This is a genomic window from Microbacterium sp. WHRI 7836, from assembly GCF_040223885.2.
Taxonomy (GTDB): Bacteria; Actinomycetota; Actinomycetes; order Actinomycetales; family Microbacteriaceae; genus Microbacterium; species Microbacterium oxydans.
In genome coordinates, this window is sequence record NZ_CP168172.1 from 24,676 (window position 1) to 46,017 (window position 21,342).

Genomic DNA, 21,342 nt, shown 5'->3' on the forward strand with positions numbered 1-21,342 from the left:
GACAAGGAGCACACCATGACCGCGAAGCACCAGACCAACCGCAAGGGCCGCACTCCCGAGCAGAAGCGCGCGGAGATGGAACAGCTGCACGACACGCTCACGGCCGCCGTCGAGCAGCTGCGCGACTCCGAGGCCTGGACCGCCTACCTGCGGTTCGCGCGGTCGTTCCACCGCTACAGCTTCTCGAACCTCCTGTTGATCTGGGCGCAGAACCCCGAGGCCACCCAGGTCGCCGGATACCGGGCATGGCAGGCGAAAGGCCGCCAGGTGCGCAAGGGTGAGCGCGGCATCCGGATCTACGGCACCGGAACGGTCAAGGTCGCAGCAGACAACGAGGACAACGGCGAAGAGGTCGAGAATGGTCGTCGCCGCGTGTTCTTCCCCGTGAGTGTCTTCGACATCGCGCAGACCGAGGTCATGGAGGGGCACGAAGATGTCTCCGAGCTTGCGCACCCGCTCACCGGCGAGGATGAGGGCGGCATCCTCGCCCGGGTCGTCGACCACCTGACCGCATCGGGCGCCGTGGTCGAGATCTCGCCACTGACGACGGCCAACGGCTACACCGAGCCGGCGCCGGAGGGTACGGGAGGGCCGGTGCGCGTGGTGATTGCTGACCACCTTTCCCCCGCTCACCAGGCCAAGACCGCCCTTCACGAGGCCGCGCACATCGCCCTGGGTCACGTCGAGGACCTGGCCGAGTACGTCGAGCACCGCGGCCGCTACGAGGTCGAGGCCGAGAGCGTCGCCTACGTTCTGGCGGGCATGCTCGGGCTCGACAGCACCGCTTACAGTGTCGGCTACGTCGCCGGGTGGGCCGAGCGCGCCGAGGCCGACGTTATCCGCGACAGCGCAACCCGCGTGCTCGCCGCGGTGCACGCCCTGGCCGACGCGCTGCACATCGACGCCGAGCCCGACGCCGAGCAGGCGGCCGCCTAAGACAAGTCGGGTCCGGTCCCCCGCGAGGAGGAGCCGGACCCGACTTCAACACGGCAGCCGGTTACCACACCGGCAGCACCCCACCAGGATACCGCCACCGCAGACAATCGAGATCAGGACTAGACAGTATTGACCAACTAGACTAGGCTGAGAGTAACAACACGGCAGACCACCGGGACTAACCACCCCACATCGACAAGGAGCACACCATGACCACCATTACCGGAGTTCGGATCGACGCCGGCGTCGACGAGAAGATCCAGCACGTCCACCTCGACGGCCGTAATCTGCTGCACGCTCTCTACGACACCCTCAGCTGCGACACGATCGAGACGGCCGCGCTGCGCGGCGGCCTCGATGCGATCTTCGACGAGGAAGGGAAGATCAGGGGCGCGGAGCCCAATCACCACGCGACCACCGTGGCGCTGCTCCTCGGGGCCCGCTTCCTCCCCGGCGACTACCTCGCCGGGCCGGTGATCTTCCTCGGAGTGACAGAGGACGGCGACCACGTCGCACCCACACCGACCCAGCACCGGGCGATCCTGCGAGCAATCGTCGTCGCCCGAGCCTAGGGCAGCTGGGGGAGTGGCCGGGACATCGAGCCCGGCCACACCCGCGCCGGGCTCCGCCCGGACGGGGCGCCGGCTTCAGGTGGAGAGCCCTGCGCCAGCGGCATGCGTCCCAGCTGGCGCTGGTTTCTTCGCTGATGACGACAGGGTGGGATTTGGAAGGGGAGGAGTGCCTAGGCCCTGGCCTGTGCCAGCCGAGCGAGCAGCGTCCGCCCCGAGCTGACTACCGAAGATCGAGCATGCGGGGGAGTGGTCGAGGTTGTCACGTTGCGCCACGGGGATACCCAGCCCTCCCGAACACCCAGCAGCCCCAGCGCGTACGTTCCCGAGAAAAAGAGGAAAGAAACTCTAGACATTATTGACCAACTAGACTAGACTGAGAGTATCAACATACCAGACCACTAGGAATGTGGGACGGCGACCAGGAGGGATAGGGACATGGAACCTGTGACGGTCTACACAACGGGTCTGAGCTGCGTGAAGTGCACCATGACCAAGCGGATGCTCAACGGGGCCGGCATCCCGTTCGTCGAGGTGAACGTCAGGGAGAACCCCGCCGCCTACGACTACATCACGGAAGAGCTGGGTTACAGCATGGCGCCGGTCGTCGTCGTCGACGAACAGGATCACTGGTGCGACGTGCGACCGGACCAGATCGACCGCATCGCCGCGCACCTGAGCTAGGAGCGGGTGAGCACGACATGAGCGATACAAGCGAGGAAGAGCCCCGGTACTACTCGCAGGCCACAGCCGCAGCGATGGACCGTGAACTCTCCGAGGCGCGGGCTCGAATCCGGCAGCTCGAAACCCTGGTTGGCATCTTGAACCGAGAGGCCGAGGAGCAGGCCGAGACGGTCACGGAGCTGCGCGGGGACGTCTCGCGCTGGCAAGCCCGCTATGTGCAGGCTCAAGCGGCCGAGATCTCCGAGGAGAAATAGCACGCGCGCATTCCCAGACAGCATTGACCAACTAGGCTAGACTGATATCAACAACACGGCAGACCAACACCACCAAACAAGGAGACATCATGGCAACCATCTCTTTCTCCGGCAACCTGGCAGCTGACCCGGAGCTGCGCTACACGCAGAACGGCAAGCCCGTTGCCCACTTCACCGTCATCGAGAACCGCCGACGCCGCACGGCCAACGGCTGGGAGGACGCCGAGCCCAACGTGTTCCGCGTTGAGGTCTGGGACCAGCAGGCCGAGAACGTGGCGGCGTCGCTGCACAAGGGGGAGCGGGCACACGTCGAGGGCCGCATCGTCACCGATCGATGGGACGACAAGGACAGCGGGGCGCCTCGCACAGCGCAGCACGTCGCCGCCGAGGAGGTGTCGTTCAGCCTCCGCTTCCACACGGTCCAGGCCACCAAGAACGCGGGCAAGGCGTCGGCCGAGGATGACGCACAGATCCCGTCCTGGGACGTCGCGCAGATCCCCGGCGAAGACACCCCCTACTGACCAGCGAGGGCCGGGGGAGTGACACGCCCCCGGCCCCGCTCCACGACATCCGCGATCAAGGAGAAATCATGACCGTTTACACCGTCGCCCTCAGCAAGGGGGGCTCGAGCAAGACCACCACCGCGGCCGAGCTCGTCGCAGCTCTCGCAGCATCCGGCCGCCGGGTGCTGGCGATCGACCTCGACCAGCAGGGCAACCTCACGACTCGACTGGGCGTGACGGACGACACCGAGGTCGCGGCCGTCGCGGCCGACGTCCTCACCGGTGACGCCTCAGCGATCGAGGCAGCCGTGCCGGCGCCGTCCGTGCCCGGTGCCGGCGTTCTCGCCGGCACTCACGATCTCGCCACCCTCGACACACGGCCCGAAGTGATCACCTCACTGCGCGACCACCTGCCCGAGGTTGCGGGGGAGTGGGACGACGTCGTGATCGACACGCCGCCGGCCCTGGGCCTGGTCACCCTCGCCGCCCTCGCGGCCGCCGACGTCGTGGTCGGCCCCGTGGAGTGCGCGACCGAGGCATACGACCAGCTGCGCCGCCTCGACGAGGTGATCGCGCAGCGCATCGCCCCGCGCATGCACCCGGGGCAGCGCCTGCACTGGATCGTGCCCACGAAGTACAAGCACGGGCGACTGATCGATCGCGAAGTCGTGGAGCTGCTCAACGAGCAGTACCCCGGCCGCGTCACCAGCCCCATCCGCGAGGCCGTGGCAGCGAAGGACGCATACACCGACGGCAAGCCGGTCAGCGTCTACGCGCCCCGGCATCCGGTCGCCGAGGACTACGCCGACGCTCTCGCGCCGATCATCGGGCAGCCGGCGCCGACGCGCAAGACGCCAGCGCCCGTCCCCGCCTGACACGCAGCACACGGCAGACCAACCAGACTAAGGAGCACATCATGGCCCGCAAGAGCCTCCGCGACCGGAACACGGCCGCGATCGCCAACGAGGTGACGCCGAGCGCCGACGAGCAGCGGGGCCGGACCCCGATCGACATCACCAACTTCACTGACGAGCAGCGCGAGGACATCGAGATTCGGCAGGAACACTTCGAGGCCGTCGAGCGCATGGAGCAGGAGGAGGCCGCCGAGGCAGCCGCACGCAAGGCCGAGCGGCCGAGCAAGGCGCGCGTCAAGACCGGCGCCGAGGACACGGCGCGTCTCGGGATCTACCTGACACCGGTCGAGTTCGACGATGCCCGGGCGTCGTACCTGGCCGACTGGGCCAACGGGGGAGACGCGGACACGTTCGCGCGGTGGATCGCCGGCGCCCTGGACCGTCACGCAGCGCGCACCGCGAAGCAGCGCGCAGCGCGTGACCGCCTGCGTGGCCGCTCCGACGCGCGCACCGGCTCCACCAGGTCGTTCAGCATCCCGACGAGCACGATGCAGCGCATGCGGGCTGCGATCACCGCCGACCAGCAGGCCGGCCGGTGGCCCTCCGACAGCGCATGGTGCGCTGAGGCGATCGCCCTTGCGGTCGACGACGCCCGGAAGGCGAACGGCGGCACCCTGCCGACGCCGCCCGCACGTCTCCCGAACCGCCTGGTGCGCTGACCAGGCAGGACACCATGACCGCGCGCAGCTGCACCCTGACGATCGCGGCCGCCGCGGTCGCGCTCGCGCTCACCAGCTGCACACCCGCGGAGATCTCGACCACGCCCGCAACCTCGACGGTCGCCACGGTCGTCGCCGTCGTCGACGGCGACACGATCGACGTCCAGACGTCGACGGGGGAGGAGCGCGTGCGTCTGATCGGGATTGACACCCCGGAGATCTCTCGCGACGGCGGCGCCGACGACTGCTACGCGCAGGAGGCTCGCACTTACCTCGACCAGCTCGTCTACGGTCACGACGTCGAGCTAGTCAGCGACCCCACCCAGGCCGACACCGACCGATACGGCCGGCTGCTGCGCCATGTGCTCATCGACGGGCAGAGTGCAGCGCAACTCGCGATCGAGGCGGGCGCCGGCACGGAGTACACCTACGACACCCCATACGACCGCCGCAGCGACCACCTCGCTGCGCAGGACCGCGCACAGGACGCTAGCGCCGGCCTGTGGTCCGTGTGTCCGTAGCGACGAGGAGAGCGGGCCATGACCGAGGACCGAGCGGCCGAAGTGGAGCGTCTGTGGAAGCACGTCGTGAAAGGCCCTGACCCCGACGACTGCTGGATATGGACCGGCGCAGTAGGCGACGACGGATACGGGCGATTCTGGACGGCCGGCGACGGCATCCGACAACGCACCATGCGGCCCCAGCGGTTCCTCTATCGCCACCTCACCGGCATCGACCTACCTCCGTCGACGATGCTGCTGCACCGCTGCGACGTGGCCCTCTGCGTGCACGTCGACGTCGACCCGGCCGTCTCGCATCTGCGGATCGGGGGAGCGGCTGAGAACCAGCGTGACGCAGCGCGCGCGGGACGTCAGCGCAACCGCTTCACGATCGAGAAGTACGCAAGCCTTCCGCGCGCCGACCGCGTGGCGCGGTCACGTCGGCTGCGCGACACCGTGCGGGCTCACGGGTGGGACCCGCAGCTAATCGCGCGCGCGCTCAGCGACGCCGGCAGCGAGCACCCGACGCTCTTCTAAGTCGCTGTCTACTTGCGGCCGTCGGCGCGGAGCTGCGCGTCTAGCGCATCGGTGTAGTAGTCCTCGGCGGCGCCGGATACCTCACCCATACCGATCATTTCTTCGTCAGATCCGATCGGGGACGGGCCACCGACGAGAGCATCGAACTTCACTCCGTCACGGATCGCCTTGACGACCTCGCGCAGGAAGTCGGCGCGCTCGGTGAAGCTCAGAAACTTCGTCACTTCGCGCGCGTCCCGCACAACTCGGGCGGCGTCATCTTTCGGGTTGGTAACCACTTGATCCTCCAGACCTAACGCCTGCTACTCGGCGCTCTGCGTGCGCGGCTTGCGGGTACGGGCAGGGCGAGCATTGGCGAGGCCGAGCCGCTTTAGCTCGGTCTCGGTCCAGCCCGCGGTCATCGCGTCGCGGCGCGCGGCGGCGACGTTCTTCTGTGCGGCGTCGAGCGCGGCGGCGGCTTCCTCGGCTGCGCTGATCGCGTGGGCGAGTGCTTCACCCTTCTCGATCTTCTCAGCTACCTGAGCTTCTACGACTTCACGAATGTTGAGCGCCATGCGCACAGCATAACCCGAGGTCGGTGTGGGAGGGGAGTGGGGGAGCGGGCGCGGTCACGCTCGGGGGTGGGTACGGCGGGGAGTGCCGCGTACGAGCAACGCAAGTTGGCAACCGCATCTCGCCTTGCCGAATCTCACTCAGCCTCTCTCTGAGAGACAGCGAGATTCGACCTATGCAGAGTCTCAGAGTCCATACGTTCCAGAGTGCATCTCACCCTATCCGATCTCAGCTGGCCTCCCTTTGAGAGACCCTGGAATCGGATGCACGTATGCTACGGGCTTTGCCCATAGGTATGATCGTGGCATGCGTGGAGGAGTGGTGTTCTATCGAGGGGCGGGAGCCGCTGCGCGCGCGTACCTCGAATCGGACCACTCGCACGCCGATGAGTATTACCTGGAGAACGGAGATGCCGTCGCGCAGTGGACGGCGCTCGACAGCACGGGTGCTGTGCGCGCCGAGTCGCAGCTGGACGGCGAGACCTATCAGGGATGGGTGGACTGGCGCGACCCGGTGACGGGGGAGCATCGGGGGATGCCGCGCGACGAGGTGCGAGTATCGACGGGCGGCGAGGTTGTCACGCGCCCAGCGTCCCCGCGCTTCGCGGAAATGACGGTCAACTGTGACAAGTCGCTGTCCGTCGCGGCCGCGCTGGTCCCCGAGGTCTCGGCTGCGCTCGACGCCGCGCAGGCGGACGCTGCGGCTGCGATGGGTGCGTACCTCGCGCAGAACTCCGTGACCCGTGTAGGGCCGCGTGGTGAGCAGGAGTTCGTGCCCGTGGAGCGGTTCGAGCAGGTCGCGGTGGTGCACCGCACTTCGCGCGCCGGTGATCCGCACCGTCACATTCACGTGCAGTGGAACACTCGCGTGTTCGCTGACGGGAAGTGGCGAGGGCTGCACACAGCCGCCACGTTGAAGCAGCAGGGCGCACTCCGCGGGGTGGCAGAGGCCGTCATCAACTCACACCCCGAGCTGCGCGCTGCGCTGCGTGCTGCGGGGCTCACGTTCGACGCGTCGACGGGCAAGGTCACCGAGCTTGCCAAGCACGCCGATCTGATGTCGAAGCGTGCTCTCCAGGTGCAGCAGAACGTGACCAAGCTGGAGCGCGAGTGGCGCGAGCTGCACCCGGCAGAGCAGCCGCCACAGACGCTCCTGCGCGAGTGGGATCAGCAGGCGTGGGCTATCAACCGGCCGCACAAGACTCACGACGCGGGTCGCGCAGAGGACCGGTGGATGGGCGAGCTGAACGACGCCGGGCTCCGCACATCGGGGTTCTCCGGCGGTGGGGGCGAGACCCGCGTCTCGCTCGTCGACGTCGACCGCGCCGATATCACCCAAGTGGCGATCGCGCAGTTGGAGGAGTCAAGGTCGGCATGGTCCGTCGCTGACCTCGAGGGGCAGATCGGTGTCGTCCTCGGACAGTCCGGCGTGGTTGCTTCCCGAGTGGACGTCGAGGCGTGGGTGACCGAAACCGCGGACGCTGCGGCGAGCACCCTTCTGCGGCTGGATATCGACTACCAGGGCGACGTGCCGGGCTGGGTCCGGTGGATCACATCGGAGCGTGTCGTGGCCGTCGAGGACGACCTACGACAGGCGTTCATCGCGCGCGGGCTGGAGTCCGCTCTGGTGATGAACGAGCCCGTTCTCGGCAACCTCACGCAGGCGCAGTCCGACGCTGCGCGCGCGCTCGGCAGCGCGGCGCCGCTCGTCGTGGTCGAGGGCGCGGCCGGTGCCGGCAAGACCACGATGTTGAAGACGGCCGCGGAGCTGGCCGAGAGTCAGGGGCGCCGGTTCGTTGTCGTCGCCCCGACGCTGCGAGCGGCACAGGAGGCGGGCGCCGCGCTCGGCACGGCTGCATCGTCAGCGCACAAGCTCGCGCACGAACACGGGTTCCGCCGTGACGCTTACGGTCGGTGGACGCGGCTGGCCGTCGGTGAGCTGGACCCGACGACCTGGCTCGAGTACCGCGGGCCCGCCGACAGCTTCCGCGTCGACGCGAACACCCGCATCATCGTCGACGAGGCCGGCATGATCGATCAGGACATCGCGCACGCGCTCGTCCAGATCGCGAACGAGAACGGCGCAGCCCTCGCGTTCGTCGGTGACCGTGCGCAGCTGCCGGCAGTCGGCCGAGGCGGCGTTCTCGACATGGCCGTCGACGCCCACCCGACACCGCTGGATCTGACCGACCTTCACCGCTTCGTCACACCCGACGGCGGCCTCGACGCCGAGTACGCCACCCTCTCCCTCCAGATGCGATCCAGGGAAGCGCCGGCCGAACTGTTCGACCAGCTCCACGAGCGCGGGAACCTCGTCATCCACGAGACGATGGACGACGCACGCGCGGTCATCACCGACGACGCGATCGCCCGGGCGCGCGCCGGATCCTCGGTCGCGATCGCCACCGCGACGAACGAGGACGCTGCCGCCCTCAACGCGCTCATCCAGCAGGCGCACGCTCAGGCCGGCCACACCACCGCGGCCGCCGTTGAAATCTCCGGCAGTGATCTGCTCACGCTCCGCAACGGCGACCGGCTCATGACGCGCAAGAACGATCGCGACCTCGGGGTCGCGAACCGCGACGTCTGGAACGTGCAGCGCGTCCACCGCAGCGGCGAGGTCACTGTGACGGACGGCAAGCGCGTCGTCAGGCTGCCCGCGTCGTACGTGAAGGAGCACACGCATCTGGCCTACGCCTCCACCGAGTTCGGTGTCCAGGGTGCCACCGTGCAGACCGGGCACGGCATCGTCACCGACTCGTCGAGCGCATCGGCCGTGTACGTGTCTGCAACCCGCGGCCGCGAATCCAACACGTTGCACGTCGTCGCAGAAACCCGCCTCCAGGCGCGAGAGCTGTTCGTGGACGCGATGACACGAGAGGCCGGCGACCGCGGCGTCGAGATGAAGCGGGCCGGTGCGATCCGGGACCTGCAAGGCACGTCCGGCATGCGCACCCACACTGAGAGCCAGCGCGCGCAGGCGGCATGGTGGGGCGTCGACGTCGACAAGCCCGCCACCCGCCCTGAAGCATCCGCCGGGAACTCGACGCGCGACACCCACCGCGACACCGAGACCGCCCGCAACAGCCAGTCCGCGCGTCCGGTGGACGCGACGGCACGCACCGCCCGGGACGCCGAAGCCACCCGGGTTGCACGCGATAGCACCAAGGCTCGTCGACGTGCCCGCGACCGCGGCCAGGACCGATAGGACCACTCTTCGGTGGGAGCCCCGCGAAGGGGAGCGACGTCATCGACGCCGTGTAGCCTCCGACGCATGGACACGGCAGCGATACACCTCAAGGCGATCACCGAGGCGTGGGAGGACGACAACGAGCGGGCGCGCGAACTGGCCGAGCGGTGGCCGGAGTTGGCGCGCGCTGTCAACAACGGCGCAATCTGGGTCTCGATAGCGGATCCCCATATGGACAGCTAACGGGTAGGCCCGAAGAGCCGGGAGAGCTTGCGTCGACGCGCCTCAGTCACGACCTCGACCGCCATAGACCCCTGACCCGGCACGAGTACTACCGGCATGTTCGGATCACGTGTGCGCTTTCCGCCGTTGCGAAGAATCTGCTGCACCCTCTGCTTGGTGAGGCTTAGCACGAGGCCGACCTTCTCATGGGACCAGCGCTGCTCCTTCGGGAGTCGCTGAGTGAGGTCGAGCATGTACTGCGTGCGGATCTCGCGCGCAAGGCTGGCTCGGGAGTCGTGGTAGCGAGCCGTCTCCTCTGCCAGCGCCATGAGTGCAGCTCGTCGGCGTCCAGCGTCGCCGTCGACAGCAGGGTCACCGTCCAGACGTTTCGACCAGTGTTCGTGCATGTCAGGCCAGTAGAGTGAGGGGTTCGTCCGTGCGGCAAGCACGTCCGCGGGCGTCCAGTCGTACGCGGCGAGGATCTCCGCATCATCGGGGAGCTCGCTCCGATAGGACATGACTGTGCGCCATTGATCACGGTGGGCGTCGGGCAGCAAGGCCCGCTCCCAGAGCAGGTCCCACATCGGGGGTTCGGAGTTGATGTCAGCGATTGCCATACTGCGACAATAGTCCTTGTCGCAGCAGCTCGACAAGGGCCATTGTCGAGTGCGTCGGACGATCCCCTTACGGACAGGCCCACCGAAGTCGAATGCATCGCGTCCGATACCGTGTTGCCCATGTATTCAAAAATTCTGTGGGTCGCCGGGGGAGTCGAAATCCCAATGCTCCTGGCGACGTCATCCACCGTCGCCCCTCTGCACGCACGCGGATGGTTCCCTTGGGGCGCCGGCGTAGCCAATGACGTCAGCGCCTCGCTGAACATCGTGCCCGACCTCCTGACCCTGGCCGTCGACGACATCGTGATCCTCTCAGACACCGACGGCGATCCCATGTCCCCTCCGGGATGGTGGGAGAAGGTCTCAGAGCTCGGCGATCGCGTGATGGTCTGCTTCGTACCTCCGGGAACCCCGTTCGATGAGGCAGGATTCCAGGCCGTGCACGGCAGCCTGGTCGACTCCCCGGACACGGCGACGGCCCTCGTGCCCGTCATTCACCGATAGACGTCGAGCCAACGCCGCGCCCGACCTCCCCAGATCCGTCACCGGACCAAGGCGAGTTCGTCCCAGTGGGTGGTCGCGCGGGGTGAGAGCATCCCTCGTTTCATGGCCCAGTCGGGGCCGGGGCGCAGGCCGCCCCAGCCGAGGCCGAGGAGGTCGCGGCCTGTGTGCTTCTGCACTTGGTCGATGAGTTCGGCCACCCCGGCGTCTTCATGCGCATGACGGAACATCTCAAGCGGCTGGTGGACGGCGGCGGGGCGGAGATCGGTGAGAATGATCCCAGCCCGCGCGTACCGGACGCCGTCCTCGAGCTGCGGGAGGAGCCGGTGCGCAGCGCGGGTGAGCTCCACCGGGTCTGCGGTCGGTGAGGGGAGGCGGGCGATCGTCGACGGGAACGATCGCTGTTCGGTGTAGGCGGAGGTGCCGGCGAACGCGGTGAGGAGCTTCGCGACCTGGTTGTGCTTCACGAGACGAGTTGCGGCCTGCTGAGCGTAGATCGCGAGCACCTGGCGCATCCCGTCAACCGTCGTGATCTTCTCCGAGAACGACCGGGACACGATCAGCTGCTCTTTCTTTCCGGTGCGGTCCTCTTCGGCTTCGATGCAGCGCACGCCGCGCAGCTCGAGCGCGGTCCGCATCACGACCACGTTGAAGCTCTTCCGGATCAGTACTGGGTCTGCGGCCGCGAGATCCGCGATGGTACGGATTCCGAGGGAAGAGAGGCGCCTTTCGAGGCGGGACGCGATACCCCAGACCTCGGACACAGGCAGGGCACCCATGAGCTTGTCACGCCAGTCGGGCCGAGTTGCTGGCCAGACGCACACGCCGTCGAACGCGGCGATTTTCTTGGCGGTGCGGTTGGCAAGCTTCGCGAGGGTGCGGGTCGGGGCGATCCCGACGCAGACGGGAACGCCGACCAGGCGGCGCAGCGCGTTCTTGATGTCTCGGCCGAGGGCGGTCATCGCGTCGGGGTCGTTCGCGATGCGTGGGGAGATCTCCAGGAAGGCTTCGTCGATCGAGTAGATCTGCAGCTCGGGCCCGTATCGGGCGAGGACCTCCATCACTCGCCGGCTCATATCCCCATACAGCTCGTAGTTGGAGCTGAGGGCCTCGAGGCCCAGTTCCCCGCGGTATTGCATCAGATGCGAGATCCGAACGGGCGTCTGCGTCAGAAAGGCTATCGGTCGTTTCGATAGCCCCGCGATTTTCCGCGCGACGAGGTCTGACGGGCTGATAGATTCGCATCTAATGCACGATTAGCGCGTTATGTGGATGGATTGGGTGGTTGATGGGACGAGTTCCACACGGTGCGTCGTCACTGTATCTTGCGGGCGGGGTGTCGTTCCTCAACGCTCATGAGGCCGTGTTTGAGGCGATGATCGAGGGCTGGCGGATGCAGCAGATCGGTGGCCGACATCTCAAGGAGGATTCGGTGTCGCGCGCTTTGGGCGTGGTCCGGAGGTTCGAGTCGTACGCGGGCAAGAAGCCGTGGGAGTGGTCCGCGGGCGACTTTGACGAGTGGATGGCGCTGCTGGTGTCGCAACGGAAGGTCGAAGCGTCGACGATCCGGTCGTACCAGGGGGCGGTGCGCGCGTTCTGCGATTACATCTGCTCGCCGCACTACGGCTGGGTTGACGAGTGCATGGAGCGTTTCGGGACGCACCCGGTTCAGGTCTGCCATGAATGGAACACGCTCGCGCACCTGCAGGATTACGAGGGCAAGCCGGGGCGACGCCCGTTGACGCGGTCGGAGCTGCAGCGCTTGCTGGATCATGCTGACGCCGAGGTGACGCGGTTGCTGGACGAGCGCCGCAAGGGTGCTCTGCCTGCGTTCCGGGACGCGACGCTGTTCAAGGTCGTCTACGCATGGGGGATGCGGGCGAGCGAGGCGGTTGGGCTTGATGTGACCGACTTCTACAGGAATTCGAAGGCTCCACAGTTCGGGGAGTTCGGTGTGATGCAGATCCGGCACGGGAAGTCGTCGCGGGGCGGGCCGCCGAAACGGCGGGCGGTCGTGTCGTTGTTCGGCTGGGCGGTTGAGGCTCTTCAGGAGTATGTCGAGCAGGTGCGTCCGTTGATGGTCCGGGACGGGTCGCCGGCGCTCTGGGTCTCGGAACGCGGGACGAGGCTGCGCACGCGGGAGCTGGCGTCGAGGTTCGCCGTCTACCGGACGGCGCTGGGGCTGGATGAGGTGTTGACGCCGCACGCGCTGCGTCATTCCTACGTGACCCACCTGATCGAGTCCGGGGTCGATCCCGCGTTCGTGCAACGTCAGGTCGGGCACCTGCACCAGTCGACGACGGCGATCTATACGGGCGTGAGCGCGGACTACATGAACACGATGATGAGTCAGGCGATCGAGAAGACGCGGCACAGGCCGCGCGATGAGGAAGAGAGCGGGCGATGAGACTGATCGGGTTTGAGTGGCGGCTTCGGGAGGTGATGGCGGCGGCGGGAATGTTCTCCACGACGAAGCTGGTCCCGCTGCTGGAAGAGCGGGGCGTCTACTTGTCGACGAGCCAGGTATATCGGCTCGCCGCGGAGAAGCCGGAGCGGATGAACATGCAGGCGCTGGTCGCGCTGCTGGACATCTTCGATTGCACGTTCGAGGAGCTCGCGCCGCGGGTGGTCCTCGGCAGCGCGGTCGCAGCGACCGGGACGACCGATCCTGGGCCGGAGCGGGGCGATTCGGCGACGAACCGACTCCGGGAGTCGGGCCTGAAGCCGCGTAGGGCGCAGATTCTCCCGCCGGATGCTTGACCCGGTCTTCGCCGCGCTGACCACGCAGATCGCCGCCGTCGAGCAGGCTCTTCCGCGTGAGCGGATCGCCGAGATCGTGAACGGCTCGTTCCGGCAGCTGCCGGTTGCCCGCCGGACGCTCGACCTGGTCACGCAGGCACCCGGGCTGCTCACCGCGGCGGATCCGCAGACCACGCCGGCTCTGGCAAGTCTGTTGCTTCGCCTCCACGAGGCTGGAGCGCGGACTGTCCGACCGCCGCGTTGCGCACACTGCGGCGGGCTGCGGAAGCTGCTGCAGCGCACGCCGACCGGGCGGATCTGCGCTCCATGCGGTCGCCGTCTCGCTTCCAGGAGCGGACTCTGTGATCGTTGCGGGCACACCCGCCGCGTGCAGACAGGGCCCGGTGAGAGCGCGTACTGCAAACGATGCTGGGTCGACATGAAACCCGAAGCGGCCGAGCGCATCGTCGAGCAAGTCCGCCGCCATCGCCGTGTCGCGACCGCGACCATCCTTCGAGCGGTGGAGCAGATGGCGGCGGACGGGAGGGACCGCCGAGTGCGGCTGATGCTCGAGCTGCAGGCCCACGGCGCGGAGTGGTTCTCCGACCCGGCCGCGGGCTCTGTGCTGTTCGGCACGTTCTACGACCTTCTCCACGCGGACGGCGCGCGTCTGCCCGAACGACGCTGCGGAGGCTGCGGCACCACGCGCACGCTCACCGAACGCGTCGAGGGACGAGTGAGCTGCCGACGCTGCTACCGGATCGCGCACCATGCCCCCTGCGATGGCTGCGACGACGTCACCAACCTGGAGCGGGTGCTCTCCGACGGGCGGCGACTCTGCCAACGCTGCACGAACAAGCTCCCCGACGAGAACGCCGTCTGCGTGAGCTGCGGCAACCATCGACTGATCGCCTACCGCAGCCCGGAGGGCCCGCTGTGTTCAACGTGTCGGAGCTCCTCCCGGCTGGACACCTGCACGGACTGCGGGGAGCTTGCGCCCTGTTTGTTCCACGGCAGCGAGAAAGCGATCTGCAAACCCTGCTCCGACAAGGCCAGCGTCGACACCTGCACGATCTGCGGGAACGAGCGGCAATGCCGCTGGCCGGGAACCGCGCGCGCCGCCTGCGAGCAGTGCTCCAACCCTCGCCAGCCCTGCGTGAGCTGCGGGGAGGTCCGGCTGCGCCACAAGCGCACCGAAGACGGCTCCGGCTATCTCTGCTGGGCCTGCGTTCCGCCGATCATCGAGACCTGCACAAGCTGCGGAGACGCTCGGATAGTGAACGGCCGGATCGAGGGCCGGCCGTTCTGCCCGCTCTGCTATCCCCGCCAACCGGAGTCGTTCCGCCCCTGCACCAGCTGCGGGACCATCACACGGCTGATCGCGAAGCTCTGCCCCCGTTGCCGAGCCGATCAGATGATCCGGGAGATGGTGCCCGACGAGCTCGCCGCCTCCGATGCACGCATCGCGCATCTGCGAGAGCGGTGGTTCCAGGGTGCTCCGTCGAAGATCGTCTACGCCTTCGAACGCGGCACCGTCGCCTGCACGCTGATCACCCGAGTGCTCACCGCCCCATCCCTGCGCACTCACGCCTACCTCGACCAGGCCGGCTCGGAGTATCAGACCCGAGCGGTTCGGTCCGTGCTCATCGACCACGGGCTGCTCCCACCGCGGGACGAGCTGCTCGCCCGGTTCGAGCTCTGGCTCGACAGCGCACTTGCCGAGATCCCCGACCCGGGTGAACAGCGCACCGTCACCCAATACGCGCGATGGCGACACCTGCGCGCACTGCGCCGCAACACGATGCCGTCCCGATCAGGCCAGCTGTCCTGGCGGCGGCTCGAGATCGCGGGGATCATCGAACTGCTGGAATGGATCCATACCCGCGGAGGTTCTCTCGTGTCCCTCACCCAGGCGGATGTCGATGAATGGCTCACCGGCGGCCGACGCCCGTTCCTGCACCACTTCCTGACCTGGACCGCACGGGCCGGCGCATCCCGACCGCTCACCGCTCCACGCCCGCCATCAGGAGCCTTGAGCCCGCAAGCCATGAGCGACGAGGAACGCTGGCGGCTGCTCGCCGATGTCACCTCCGACCCGTCCATCAACCCGCACACGAAGCTCGCCGCGGGGCTGATGCTCATGTTCGGCGTCCGGGCGGCGAAGATCGTCCAGTTGCGCGCGGAAGACGTCACCGTCACGGACCAGGCCGTGGTCGTCCGCCTCGGCCAGGAACCTCTCGTGCTCACCGCCGAGCTCGCGCCGGCGGCCGCGGGAGCCGCCAGCAACCGCACCGCGCCTCGCATGTTCGTGGAGAGCATCGAACAGGAGTGGGTCTATCCCGGAACCCGGGCCGGGCATCACATGGCCCCCGACACGCTGAATACCCGGCTCCGCGCTGCCGGCATCCCGCCGCGACTTGCCCGCACCGGCGCGCTGATAGCGCTCGCGCAGGAACTCCCACCCGTCGTTCTCAGCCGGCTGACTGGCCTGGACATCTCCTCCGCGATCGCCTGGTCCAACGCGATCGGCGCGAACAGCACCGCCTACGCCGCCGCGGTCGTCGAGCGCGTCGGCATGCCCCTCCCAGTCGTCCTGCACTGAAATCTGACGATGACGTTTCCAGGGATGTCACGTCGTGAGAATCGGGCGGCACCGATTCTGCTCGGCGGTCAACTCGTCCTGATCGTGGCCGCGCTCTCCTTCGACATAGGCCACGAACAACACCCACGCCGTGTCCGATGATCGGCGTCGGGTGGGAGGGCGTCTGGTGTCCGAGTTCGTCGTTCCGGTCAACCACGTCGTATGACCTTGACGTGCAGGAGCCGCTCAATGCCGCTCGGTCGGCACGCTCGGCCGGTCCCCGGGAGAGTGCGTCGACTGAGGGTCGCAGCAGTCCTCCTCGGTCCTCCGTCCGGAGTTCCGACGGCGTTGATGAAGGAATCCGCTTAGTAGCACGATGAGCACCACGGTGGTAGACAGGCCGGCGATGACGCCGGTGTTGCTTTGGAGCCAGTTCGATATCGTCGCCGAGACAGCGGCGACGTCGGTGCGCCCTGCGGAAGGGGCATCGCCGACGACAACTGGAAACCAGTACCAAGCCAGGTAGACGCCGGTGAGGATCAGGACGGCGGCGGTGACCTTGGGAACGAATCGTGTCAGTGCGGCGATCCGCCTGGACAGCACAGAACCGGCTACGGCGGCGACCACGGCGACAAGCAGCAGGACGGTGGCGGAGCCGGCGGCATAGATGGCGAAGACGAGGAGCAGCCCGACGAAACTGGCTGTCGCCTGGGCCTGGGCGATGACCGCGAGGAGTACGCCGAAGGTGCACGACAGCGAGGCCGCGGCGTAGCCGACGCCGAAGACGACCATGCGCACGGCGCTGGGCAGCCGTTCGATTGCGCGGCCGGGTATGCCGGGAAGCCGGAGGGACATAGAGCGTCCGGCTAGCATCGCCCCGCCGAGCAGCACCAACAGGATCCCGACGGCGAGGCCGAGGGCTGGGGCGGCCTGGATCAGGCCCCGTGCGCCGGCGCTTACCGCGACGCCAGCCAAGGCGAGCGTGCCCGCAAACCCGATCGTCAGCGCGAGGCCAGCCCGTAGGGCGCGCAGCAGGCGCACCGGGGCTGAGGAAGAGGCGGCGTCGCCCAGCGCATGGGTGATCCAGGCCGGGAGCAGCGCGAAGCCGCAGGGATTGACGGGGGCGATCATCCCGGCGGCGAAGGCAAGGGCGAGGAGTCCGCCCATCGCTCAGGCCCCGGCCTTGTGGAGCGCGGAGACGATCGTATCGGCGTCGGGGTCGGTGGCGCGGAAGGTCACCTGTCCGTCACTGTCGACGATGATCAGTGTAGACAGCGCGGCGACCCCGAAGCGCTGGGACAGCGCCGCGCCCTCGTCGATGGCGGCGGGGACATGCACGGCGTCGACGTACTCCATGAACCTCTGAATGGTCTCGGTAGGTTCGCGCGGATCCATGTCGACGGCGAGGAACTGGGCATCGATGCCGGCCTCCTCGGCCGCGGCTGCCGCCTGACCGAGGGATCGGACTCCGCCGACGCATTCGCCGCAGCCGACGGAGAAGAAGAACACCGCGGTGGGCTTCCCGGCGGCGGGCAGGCTGATCCGCTGAGCGTCGATGCTGGTCACCGTCGCGGCGGTGGCAGTCTCGGCAGAGACGGGATCCTTATCAACGGTGCCGCAGGCGGTCAGGATGAGCGAGCCTGCGAGCAGGAGGGTGGCGAGCGAACGACGGGCGCGGGAGCTGATCATTGGTTCTGTTCGCCCTTCGGGTCGGTGCGGTGAGCGGATTCGGTGGGCGGGCAGCAGTCAGGTTCGACACGGCCGCGGCGGGTTCGGCGGCGGACGACGACGAGCAGCACGATCGCGAGGAGCGCAATGCCCACGCCGATCACCCACGGGTTGCCGAGAAGGAGCCCGCCGATGCCAGTAAGCATTCCGCCGGCGATGAGCACGGGCAGCGCGCAGCAGATCGTCATGAGGAGCACGGCACCGGCTCCCAGGAGTAGGCCACCGCCTCGCGTTCGGTCGTCGTGTTTGGAGGTCATAGCGTTCTCGAATCCTTCTGTGTCGCGGGTCAACAGCAGCGGGGACAGTCGTCGGCCACCGGGGTGTCGTCCTGAAGCAGGTCGAGCAGGCTCGTTGTGAGCTCGTTGCCGATCCGGTAGGCCTCGGCCACCGACACCACCTCGGCACCGGGATGCTCAGAGAGCCACCCGGTGGCGTCGTCGACGGAGGCGAAATAGTGCACCTGGTTGCAGAAGGCCGAGCGGATCGAGGTGATCTGCTCCAGGTTCACCAGCGACACCACGGCGCTCGGGGGTGTGACGCCGGTGACACCGGCAACCGGATCGATGGTGACGCGGATCGTCTCTCCGCTGGCCGGGGAGACGGACTCCACGCGCGCTGGGCGATCGAGGAGGGCCGGGAAGATGAGGGTGTCCAGGGCGCACCAGGTGTAGAGCTCCTCACCGTCGACGGTGAACCGGTGCGGTGTAGGGCGCAGCGTGAGGCCCTGGCCGACGATTCGGCCCTGGTCGTCGTACTCGGTGTCCTGCATCGCGGCCAGTCCGAGCCGTACCTCGTCGATCGTGCGGCCCGCAGCCACGGACAGCTGTTGGACGGTGACGGGGTCACCGTCGGCGAGCAGCCGCAGCAGCGGGATGAGCAGGCCGGTCTCTCCCAGTCGGCTGAGCCGCTCGGGCAGTTGCATGCTGAGGTCAGACATCGTGGGTTCCTCCAGTTCGTTCACGCGCAGCACGACAGGAGCGACGGGTCGGTGGTGAAGGCCTTGGCGGCGATCCGGATGCCCTCGGCCATGGTCAGGTAGGGGGCCCAGGCGTCGGCGACCTCGGCGACCGTCTTGCCGAGCACGTGGACCCCGGCGGCGGCGAGCTCGCCGGCGTCCTTGGCGACGGCGGTGATGCCGAGGATCTTCCCGGTGTCGGCGTCCACGACGATCTTGACGAAGCCGCGGGTGTCGCGGTTGACCAGTGCGCGGGGCACGTGGTGCAGGGGCAGGACGCGGCAGTCGCAGCGGATCCCGGCGGCGACGACGTCCTTCTCGGTCATCCCGACCGCGCCGATCGCCGGGCCGGTGAACGTCACCCTCGGCAGTCGGGCGTAGTCCACGGCCCGATCGGCGTCGGCGAACGCGTTCTCGGCGACGAGGGTGCCGTGGTGGGCGGCGACGTAGACGAACTCGGGGTGGCCGGTCACGTCGCCCGCGGCCCAGATCCGCGGGTGGGAGGACTGCATCCGGTCGGAGACGACCACCTCGCCGAGGTCCCCGGTCTTGACCCCGACCCTGTCGAGGCCGAGCCCATCGGTGGCCGGTCGTCGTCCGAGGGCGACGAGCACCTGGTCGGCGCGGAACTCCTCCCGGCCGCCGGCGACGTCCGCGGTGACGACGGCCTGCCCGGTCGCGGCGTCGCGGGACACCCGCGTCGGCAGCGCGCGGCGGACCACCCGGATGCCCTCGTCGGCGAACACCTCCTGCAGCGTCCTGGACACCTCCGGCTCCTCCTTCGACGCGAGCCGGGACCGGACCAGCACGGTGACCTGGGAGCCGAGCCGGGCGAACAGCTGCGCCTGCTCCAGGGCGACGTAGCCGCCGCCGAGCACGAGCAGGGACTCAGGGAGTTCGGTCAGCTCCATCGCCGTGGTCGAGGTCAGGTACCCGGTCTGGTCCAGGCCGTCGATCGGCGGGGCCCACGGCCGAGAGCCGGTCGCGACCAGGTAGTGCCCGGCCTCGATCGTCTCGGTGCTCCCGTCGTCCCCGGCGACCTGGAGGACCGGTGCGTCGGGGGTGCCGGCGAACGCGGCGTCGCCGCGGCGGACGGCCCAACCGTAGGAGTCGGCGACGTCGGCGTACTTCTCGCCCCGCAGCGACTCGACCAGCGCCTGCTTCCCGGCGATCAGGGCGGGCATGTCCACTGGCCCCGCCGTCGTCGCGATCCCCGGGAACCGGTCGGCGGTGTCGGCCGCGGAGTGCCGTGCGTCGGCCGCGGCGATCAGGGCCTTCGACGGCACGCAGCCGGTGTTCACGCAGGTGCCACCGAGCGTCCCGCGCTCGATCATCACCACCGACTTGCCGAGCGTGGTCGCGCGGATCGCGGCGGCGAACGCACCACCGCCCGATCCGATGATGGCGAGGTCGTACTTCGTGGGCATCGCAGCTCCCGTCACTTGGGTTTCTCTTCTTTCTCGGCCATACTGGACCTTCCAGTGCAGGGGAAGGTCAAGAAGGCTTCTGCCGAAAGAAAAGGGGGCCTGCGATGCGCATCGGGGAACTCGCCGAGCGGGCGGGAACGACGGCGAAGACGCTGCGGTTCTACGAGGAGCAGGGCCTGCTGCCCCCGGCCGAGCGCACGCCGTCCGGATACCGCGACTACGCGCCCGAGACGGCCGCCCGGATCGACTTCGTCCACCGCGGCCAGGCCGCGGGCCTCACCCTCGCCCAGATCCGCCAGATCCTCGACATCCGCGACGGCGGCGCTGCTCCCTGCGAGCACGTGCGCGATCTCCTCGACGCGCGCCTCGCCGAGATCGAGCAGCAGATCGCCCAGCTCACAGCGCTCCGAGACACCATCGCCGAGCTCAGGCACGACGCCGCGCAGCCCGACCCCGACTCGTGCAGCGCGGACCAGGTCTGCCGGTACCTGTAGCTCACGGAAAATCCTCTCGGCTCTCCCAAGCGACGAGAACGGAAAGTCGTGCAGAATCCCCCGTCCGCCAAATAGCGCCAAATCAAATAACGCGCACTACCAATACGCGGCTGCGCGCGGGCGCAGCTCGAACCACGGCTTCCCGAGATCCAGGCCCAGCGCCTTCGCTTCCTGGGAGCTGGCGACCACCATGCCGTCGTTGTTCGAGAGAACGACGACGGGGATCCCCTCGAGTCGCGGATTGAACACGCGCTCGAAGCTGACGTAGGCGCTGTTGACGTCGACGTGGGCGATCATCAGCGGCGGAGGTGATGCAGCGAGTACGTCGCGACGCCCCACACCTGCAGGTCGGACAACGCGGGCACATGGATGTCGGGATACTCGGGGTTCTCCGAGCGCAGCGTGACGCCGGATCCCGTCAATGAGAGCCGTTTCAGCGTGAGCTCACCGTCGAGGATCGCAACCACGACATCCCCATCGCGGGGATGCTTCGATCGGTCGACGAGGATCTCATCACCCGAGCTGATGCCGGCGCCGCTCATCGAGTCGCCGGCAGCGCGAACGAGGAACGTCGCGGCCTGGTCGTCGATGAGCATCTCGGTCAGGTCGATCGGGCCGTCGTAGTAATCCTGCGCGGGCGACGGGAAACCCGCCGGCACCGCGTCGGCGGCGGCGAGCAGCAGCAGCGCCGCCGCCGGCTGCACTCTGCGTACGATGACACGCTGCACGCTTACCTCCTGCAATCACCCAGGAGATATAGAATATATGTTCTATCCTAACG

General features: G+C 68.0%; 26 protein-coding genes and 1 pseudogene. 16 read left to right on the plus strand and 11 right to left on the minus strand.

The features are described from left to right. Positions 1-15: 15 nt before the first annotated feature. The 9 genes from ABRP18_RS18485 to ABRP18_RS18525 all read left to right on the plus strand — a co-directional run bounded on the left by ABRP18_RS18485 (position 16) and on the right by ABRP18_RS18525 (position 5,556). Positions 16-936 carry an ArdC-like ssDNA-binding domain-containing protein gene (locus tag ABRP18_RS18485; protein ID WP_349885790.1) on the plus strand — a complete coding sequence of 307 codons (921 nt, stop codon included), beginning with the start codon at positions 16-18 and terminating at the stop codon, positions 934-936. A 209-nt stretch (positions 937-1,145) separates the two neighbouring features. Then, the gene (locus ABRP18_RS18490; protein ID WP_349885789.1) at positions 1,146-1,508 is read left to right on the plus strand and encodes a DUF3846 domain-containing protein; all 363 of its coding nucleotides are present in this window, start codon (positions 1,146-1,148) and stop codon (positions 1,506-1,508) included. Between the two features lie 435 nt (positions 1,509-1,943). Continuing rightward, positions 1,944-2,189 (plus strand): glutaredoxin domain-containing protein, encoded by a 246-nt coding sequence (locus tag ABRP18_RS18495; RefSeq protein WP_349885788.1) that lies wholly within the window; start codon positions 1,944-1,946, stop codon positions 2,187-2,189. A 17-nt stretch (positions 2,190-2,206) separates the two neighbouring features. Then, the gene (locus ABRP18_RS18500) at positions 2,207-2,443 is read left to right on the plus strand and encodes a hypothetical protein (RefSeq protein WP_349885787.1); all 237 of its coding nucleotides are present in this window, start codon (positions 2,207-2,209) and stop codon (positions 2,441-2,443) included. 89 nt (positions 2,444-2,532) lie between these two features. Next, a complete protein-coding gene (locus tag ABRP18_RS18505) occupies positions 2,533-2,964 on the plus strand; it encodes a single-stranded DNA-binding protein (protein WP_288969717.1) in 432 nt (143 codons plus the stop codon). Positions 2,965-3,032: 68 nt separating this feature from the next. Beyond that, on the plus strand, positions 3,033-3,821 hold the full coding sequence (locus ABRP18_RS18510) for a ParA family protein (RefSeq protein ID WP_247639131.1): 789 nt from the start codon (positions 3,033-3,035) through the stop codon (positions 3,819-3,821). Positions 3,822-3,862: 41 nt separating this feature from the next. Then, a complete protein-coding gene (locus ABRP18_RS18515) occupies positions 3,863-4,519 on the plus strand; it encodes a hypothetical protein (RefSeq protein WP_349885786.1) in 657 nt (218 codons plus the stop codon). A 14-nt stretch (positions 4,520-4,533) separates the two neighbouring features. Further along, complete coding sequence (locus ABRP18_RS18520) at positions 4,534-5,040, plus strand: thermonuclease family protein (RefSeq protein ID WP_349885785.1); 507 nt, start codon at positions 4,534-4,536, stop codon at positions 5,038-5,040. A gap of 18 nt (positions 5,041-5,058) precedes the next feature. Then, the gene (locus ABRP18_RS18525) at positions 5,059-5,556 is read left to right on the plus strand and encodes a hypothetical protein (protein ID WP_349885784.1); all 498 of its coding nucleotides are present in this window, start codon (positions 5,059-5,061) and stop codon (positions 5,554-5,556) included. 8 nt (positions 5,557-5,564) lie between these two features. Here ABRP18_RS18525 and ABRP18_RS18530 read toward each other — a convergent pair whose 3' ends face one another. Continuing rightward, positions 5,565-5,834: a hypothetical protein gene (locus tag ABRP18_RS18530; protein ID WP_349885783.1), complete on the minus strand. Its 270-nt coding sequence runs from the start codon at positions 5,832-5,834 to the stop codon at positions 5,565-5,567. Positions 5,835-5,858: 24 nt separating this feature from the next. After that, on the minus strand, positions 5,859-6,110 hold the full coding sequence (locus ABRP18_RS18535) for a hypothetical protein (protein ID WP_349885782.1): 252 nt from the start codon (positions 6,108-6,110) through the stop codon (positions 5,859-5,861). A 304-nt stretch (positions 6,111-6,414) separates the two neighbouring features. On the opposite strand from ABRP18_RS18535, the gene mobF reads away from it, so the two are divergent. Both mobF and ABRP18_RS18545 read left to right on the plus strand, forming a co-directional pair. Beyond that, complete coding sequence (gene mobF, locus ABRP18_RS18540) at positions 6,415-9,315, plus strand: MobF family relaxase (RefSeq protein WP_349885781.1); 2,901 nt, start codon at positions 6,415-6,417, stop codon at positions 9,313-9,315. Positions 9,316-9,381: 66 nt separating this feature from the next. Beyond that, positions 9,382-9,540: a hypothetical protein gene (locus ABRP18_RS18545; RefSeq protein WP_349885780.1), complete on the plus strand. Its 159-nt coding sequence runs from the start codon at positions 9,382-9,384 to the stop codon at positions 9,538-9,540. Here ABRP18_RS18545 and ABRP18_RS18550 read toward each other — a convergent pair. Then, complete coding sequence (locus ABRP18_RS18550; RefSeq protein WP_349885779.1) at positions 9,537-10,136, minus strand: hypothetical protein; 600 nt, start codon at positions 10,134-10,136, stop codon at positions 9,537-9,539. The two genes, ABRP18_RS18545 and ABRP18_RS18550, sit on opposite strands and share 4 nt — an antisense overlap. Positions 10,137-10,256: 120 nt before the next feature. On the opposite strand from ABRP18_RS18550, the gene ABRP18_RS18555 reads away from it, so the two are divergent. Further along, complete coding sequence (locus ABRP18_RS18555; RefSeq protein ID WP_349885778.1) at positions 10,257-10,640, plus strand: hypothetical protein; 384 nt, start codon at positions 10,257-10,259, stop codon at positions 10,638-10,640. A gap of 38 nt (positions 10,641-10,678) precedes the next feature. Here the strand turns inward: ABRP18_RS18555 and ABRP18_RS18560 are convergent, their stop codons facing one another. Further along, positions 10,679-11,776: a DUF4113 domain-containing protein gene (locus ABRP18_RS18560; protein ID WP_349885777.1), complete on the minus strand. Its 1,098-nt coding sequence runs from the start codon at positions 11,774-11,776 to the stop codon at positions 10,679-10,681. A gap of 149 nt (positions 11,777-11,925) precedes the next feature. On the opposite strand from ABRP18_RS18560, the gene ABRP18_RS18565 reads away from it, so the two are divergent. From ABRP18_RS18565 to ABRP18_RS18575, 3 genes are read left to right on the plus strand one after another with little or no spacing between them, the layout of a single operon-like run. Further along, positions 11,926-13,044: a tyrosine-type recombinase/integrase gene (locus ABRP18_RS18565; protein ID WP_050803088.1), complete on the plus strand. Its 1,119-nt coding sequence runs from the start codon at positions 11,926-11,928 to the stop codon at positions 13,042-13,044. Continuing rightward, complete coding sequence (locus ABRP18_RS18570; protein WP_010155374.1) at positions 13,041-13,397, plus strand: helix-turn-helix transcriptional regulator; 357 nt, start codon at positions 13,041-13,043, stop codon at positions 13,395-13,397. The genes ABRP18_RS18565 and ABRP18_RS18570 overlap by 4 nt, the downstream gene beginning before the upstream one ends. Beyond that, complete coding sequence (locus ABRP18_RS18575; protein WP_349885776.1) at positions 13,390-15,978, plus strand: hypothetical protein; 2,589 nt, start codon at positions 13,390-13,392, stop codon at positions 15,976-15,978. Before ABRP18_RS18570 ends, ABRP18_RS18575 begins: the two co-directional genes overlap by 8 nt. Positions 15,979-16,203: 225 nt before the next feature. Here ABRP18_RS18575 and ABRP18_RS18580 read toward each other — a convergent pair whose 3' ends face one another. From ABRP18_RS18580 to merA, 5 genes are read right to left on the minus strand one after another with little or no spacing between them, the layout of a single operon-like run. Next, the gene (locus ABRP18_RS18580; protein WP_006947554.1) at positions 16,204-17,124 is read right to left on the minus strand and encodes a cytochrome c biogenesis CcdA family protein; all 921 of its coding nucleotides are present in this window, start codon (positions 17,122-17,124) and stop codon (positions 16,204-16,206) included. A 3-nt stretch (positions 17,125-17,127) separates the two neighbouring features. Further along, complete coding sequence (locus ABRP18_RS18585) at positions 17,128-17,646, minus strand: redoxin family protein (protein ID WP_006947551.1); 519 nt, start codon at positions 17,644-17,646, stop codon at positions 17,128-17,130. Continuing rightward, positions 17,643-17,942, minus strand: coding sequence for a hypothetical protein (locus tag ABRP18_RS18590; RefSeq protein WP_006947549.1), 300 nt, complete (start codon positions 17,940-17,942; stop codon positions 17,643-17,645). The genes ABRP18_RS18585 and ABRP18_RS18590 overlap by 4 nt, the downstream gene beginning before the upstream one ends. 29 nt (positions 17,943-17,971) lie before the next feature. After that, positions 17,972-18,622: an organomercurial lyase MerB gene (merB, locus tag ABRP18_RS18595; RefSeq protein WP_010155369.1), complete on the minus strand. Its 651-nt coding sequence runs from the start codon at positions 18,620-18,622 to the stop codon at positions 17,972-17,974. 20 nt (positions 18,623-18,642) lie between these two features. Continuing rightward, positions 18,643-20,067 (minus strand): mercury(II) reductase, encoded by a 1,425-nt coding sequence (merA, locus tag ABRP18_RS18600; RefSeq protein ID WP_006947556.1) that lies wholly within the window; start codon positions 20,065-20,067, stop codon positions 18,643-18,645. 104 nt (positions 20,068-20,171) lie between these two features. Between merA and ABRP18_RS18605 the strand changes: the two genes are divergently transcribed. Then, complete coding sequence (locus tag ABRP18_RS18605; protein ID WP_010155367.1) at positions 20,172-20,561, plus strand: heavy metal-responsive transcriptional regulator; 390 nt, start codon at positions 20,172-20,174, stop codon at positions 20,559-20,561. Positions 20,562-20,672: 111 nt separating this feature from the next. Here ABRP18_RS18605 and ABRP18_RS18610 read toward each other — a convergent pair. Both ABRP18_RS18610 and ABRP18_RS18615 read right to left on the minus strand, forming a co-directional pair. Beyond that, a pseudogene (locus ABRP18_RS18610) lies at positions 20,673-20,858 on the minus strand (DNA polymerase V subunit UmuC); the annotation flags it as partial. Continuing rightward, positions 20,858-21,277, minus strand: coding sequence for a LexA family protein (locus ABRP18_RS18615; RefSeq protein ID WP_374168985.1), 420 nt, complete (start codon positions 21,275-21,277; stop codon positions 20,858-20,860). The gene ABRP18_RS18615 and the pseudogene ABRP18_RS18610, both read right to left, overlap by 1 nt. Positions 21,278-21,342 lie beyond the last annotated feature (65 nt).

What these genes read in the sequence shown, in the direction of transcription:
- ABRP18_RS18490 (WP_349885789.1), top strand. Translation starts at nt 1,146, where the DNA reads ATGACCACCATTACCGGAGTTCGGATCGACGCCGGCGTCGACGAGAAG.
- ABRP18_RS18575 (WP_349885776.1), top strand. Translation starts at nt 13,390, where the DNA reads ATGCTTGACCCGGTCTTCGCCGCGCTGACCACGCAGATCGCCGCCGTC.
- merA (WP_006947556.1), bottom strand. Translation starts at nt 20,067, where the DNA reads ATGCCCACGAAGTACGACCTCGCCATCATCGGATCGGGCGGTGGTGCG.
- ABRP18_RS18550 (WP_349885779.1), bottom strand. Translation starts at nt 10,136, where the DNA reads ATGGCAATCGCTGACATCAACTCCGAACCCCCGATGTGGGACCTGCTC.
- ABRP18_RS18555 (WP_349885778.1), top strand. Translation starts at nt 10,257, where the DNA reads ATGTATTCAAAAATTCTGTGGGTCGCCGGGGGAGTCGAAATCCCAATG.
- ABRP18_RS18560 (WP_349885777.1), bottom strand. Translation starts at nt 11,776, where the DNA reads ATGCAATACCGCGGGGAACTGGGCCTCGAGGCCCTCAGCTCCAACTAC.
- ABRP18_RS18500 (WP_349885787.1), top strand. Translation starts at nt 2,207, where the DNA reads ATGAGCGATACAAGCGAGGAAGAGCCCCGGTACTACTCGCAGGCCACA.
- ABRP18_RS18535 (WP_349885782.1), bottom strand. Translation starts at nt 6,110, where the DNA reads ATGGCGCTCAACATTCGTGAAGTCGTAGAAGCTCAGGTAGCTGAGAAG.
- ABRP18_RS18520 (WP_349885785.1), top strand. Translation starts at nt 4,534, where the DNA reads ATGACCGCGCGCAGCTGCACCCTGACGATCGCGGCCGCCGCGGTCGCG.
- ABRP18_RS18510 (WP_247639131.1), top strand. Translation starts at nt 3,033, where the DNA reads ATGACCGTTTACACCGTCGCCCTCAGCAAGGGGGGCTCGAGCAAGACC.
- ABRP18_RS18565 (WP_050803088.1), top strand. Translation starts at nt 11,926, where the DNA reads ATGGGACGAGTTCCACACGGTGCGTCGTCACTGTATCTTGCGGGCGGG.
- mobF (WP_349885781.1), top strand. Translation starts at nt 6,415, where the DNA reads ATGCGTGGAGGAGTGGTGTTCTATCGAGGGGCGGGAGCCGCTGCGCGC.
- ABRP18_RS18570 (WP_010155374.1), top strand. Translation starts at nt 13,041, where the DNA reads ATGAGACTGATCGGGTTTGAGTGGCGGCTTCGGGAGGTGATGGCGGCG.
- ABRP18_RS18495 (WP_349885788.1), top strand. Translation starts at nt 1,944, where the DNA reads ATGGAACCTGTGACGGTCTACACAACGGGTCTGAGCTGCGTGAAGTGC.
- ABRP18_RS18545 (WP_349885780.1), top strand. Translation starts at nt 9,382, where the DNA reads ATGGACACGGCAGCGATACACCTCAAGGCGATCACCGAGGCGTGGGAG.
- ABRP18_RS18485 (WP_349885790.1), top strand. Translation starts at nt 16, where the DNA reads ATGACCGCGAAGCACCAGACCAACCGCAAGGGCCGCACTCCCGAGCAG.
- ABRP18_RS18585 (WP_006947551.1), bottom strand. Translation starts at nt 17,646, where the DNA reads ATGATCAGCTCCCGCGCCCGTCGTTCGCTCGCCACCCTCCTGCTCGCA.
- ABRP18_RS18605 (WP_010155367.1), top strand. Translation starts at nt 20,172, where the DNA reads ATGCGCATCGGGGAACTCGCCGAGCGGGCGGGAACGACGGCGAAGACG.
- merB (WP_010155369.1), bottom strand. Translation starts at nt 18,622, where the DNA reads ATGTCTGACCTCAGCATGCAACTGCCCGAGCGGCTCAGCCGACTGGGA.
- ABRP18_RS18515 (WP_349885786.1), top strand. Translation starts at nt 3,863, where the DNA reads ATGGCCCGCAAGAGCCTCCGCGACCGGAACACGGCCGCGATCGCCAAC.
- ABRP18_RS18590 (WP_006947549.1), bottom strand. Translation starts at nt 17,942, where the DNA reads ATGACCTCCAAACACGACGACCGAACGCGAGGCGGTGGCCTACTCCTG.
- ABRP18_RS18580 (WP_006947554.1), bottom strand. Translation starts at nt 17,124, where the DNA reads ATGGGCGGACTCCTCGCCCTTGCCTTCGCCGCCGGGATGATCGCCCCC.
- ABRP18_RS18505 (WP_288969717.1), top strand. Translation starts at nt 2,533, where the DNA reads ATGGCAACCATCTCTTTCTCCGGCAACCTGGCAGCTGACCCGGAGCTG.
- ABRP18_RS18525 (WP_349885784.1), top strand. Translation starts at nt 5,059, where the DNA reads ATGACCGAGGACCGAGCGGCCGAAGTGGAGCGTCTGTGGAAGCACGTC.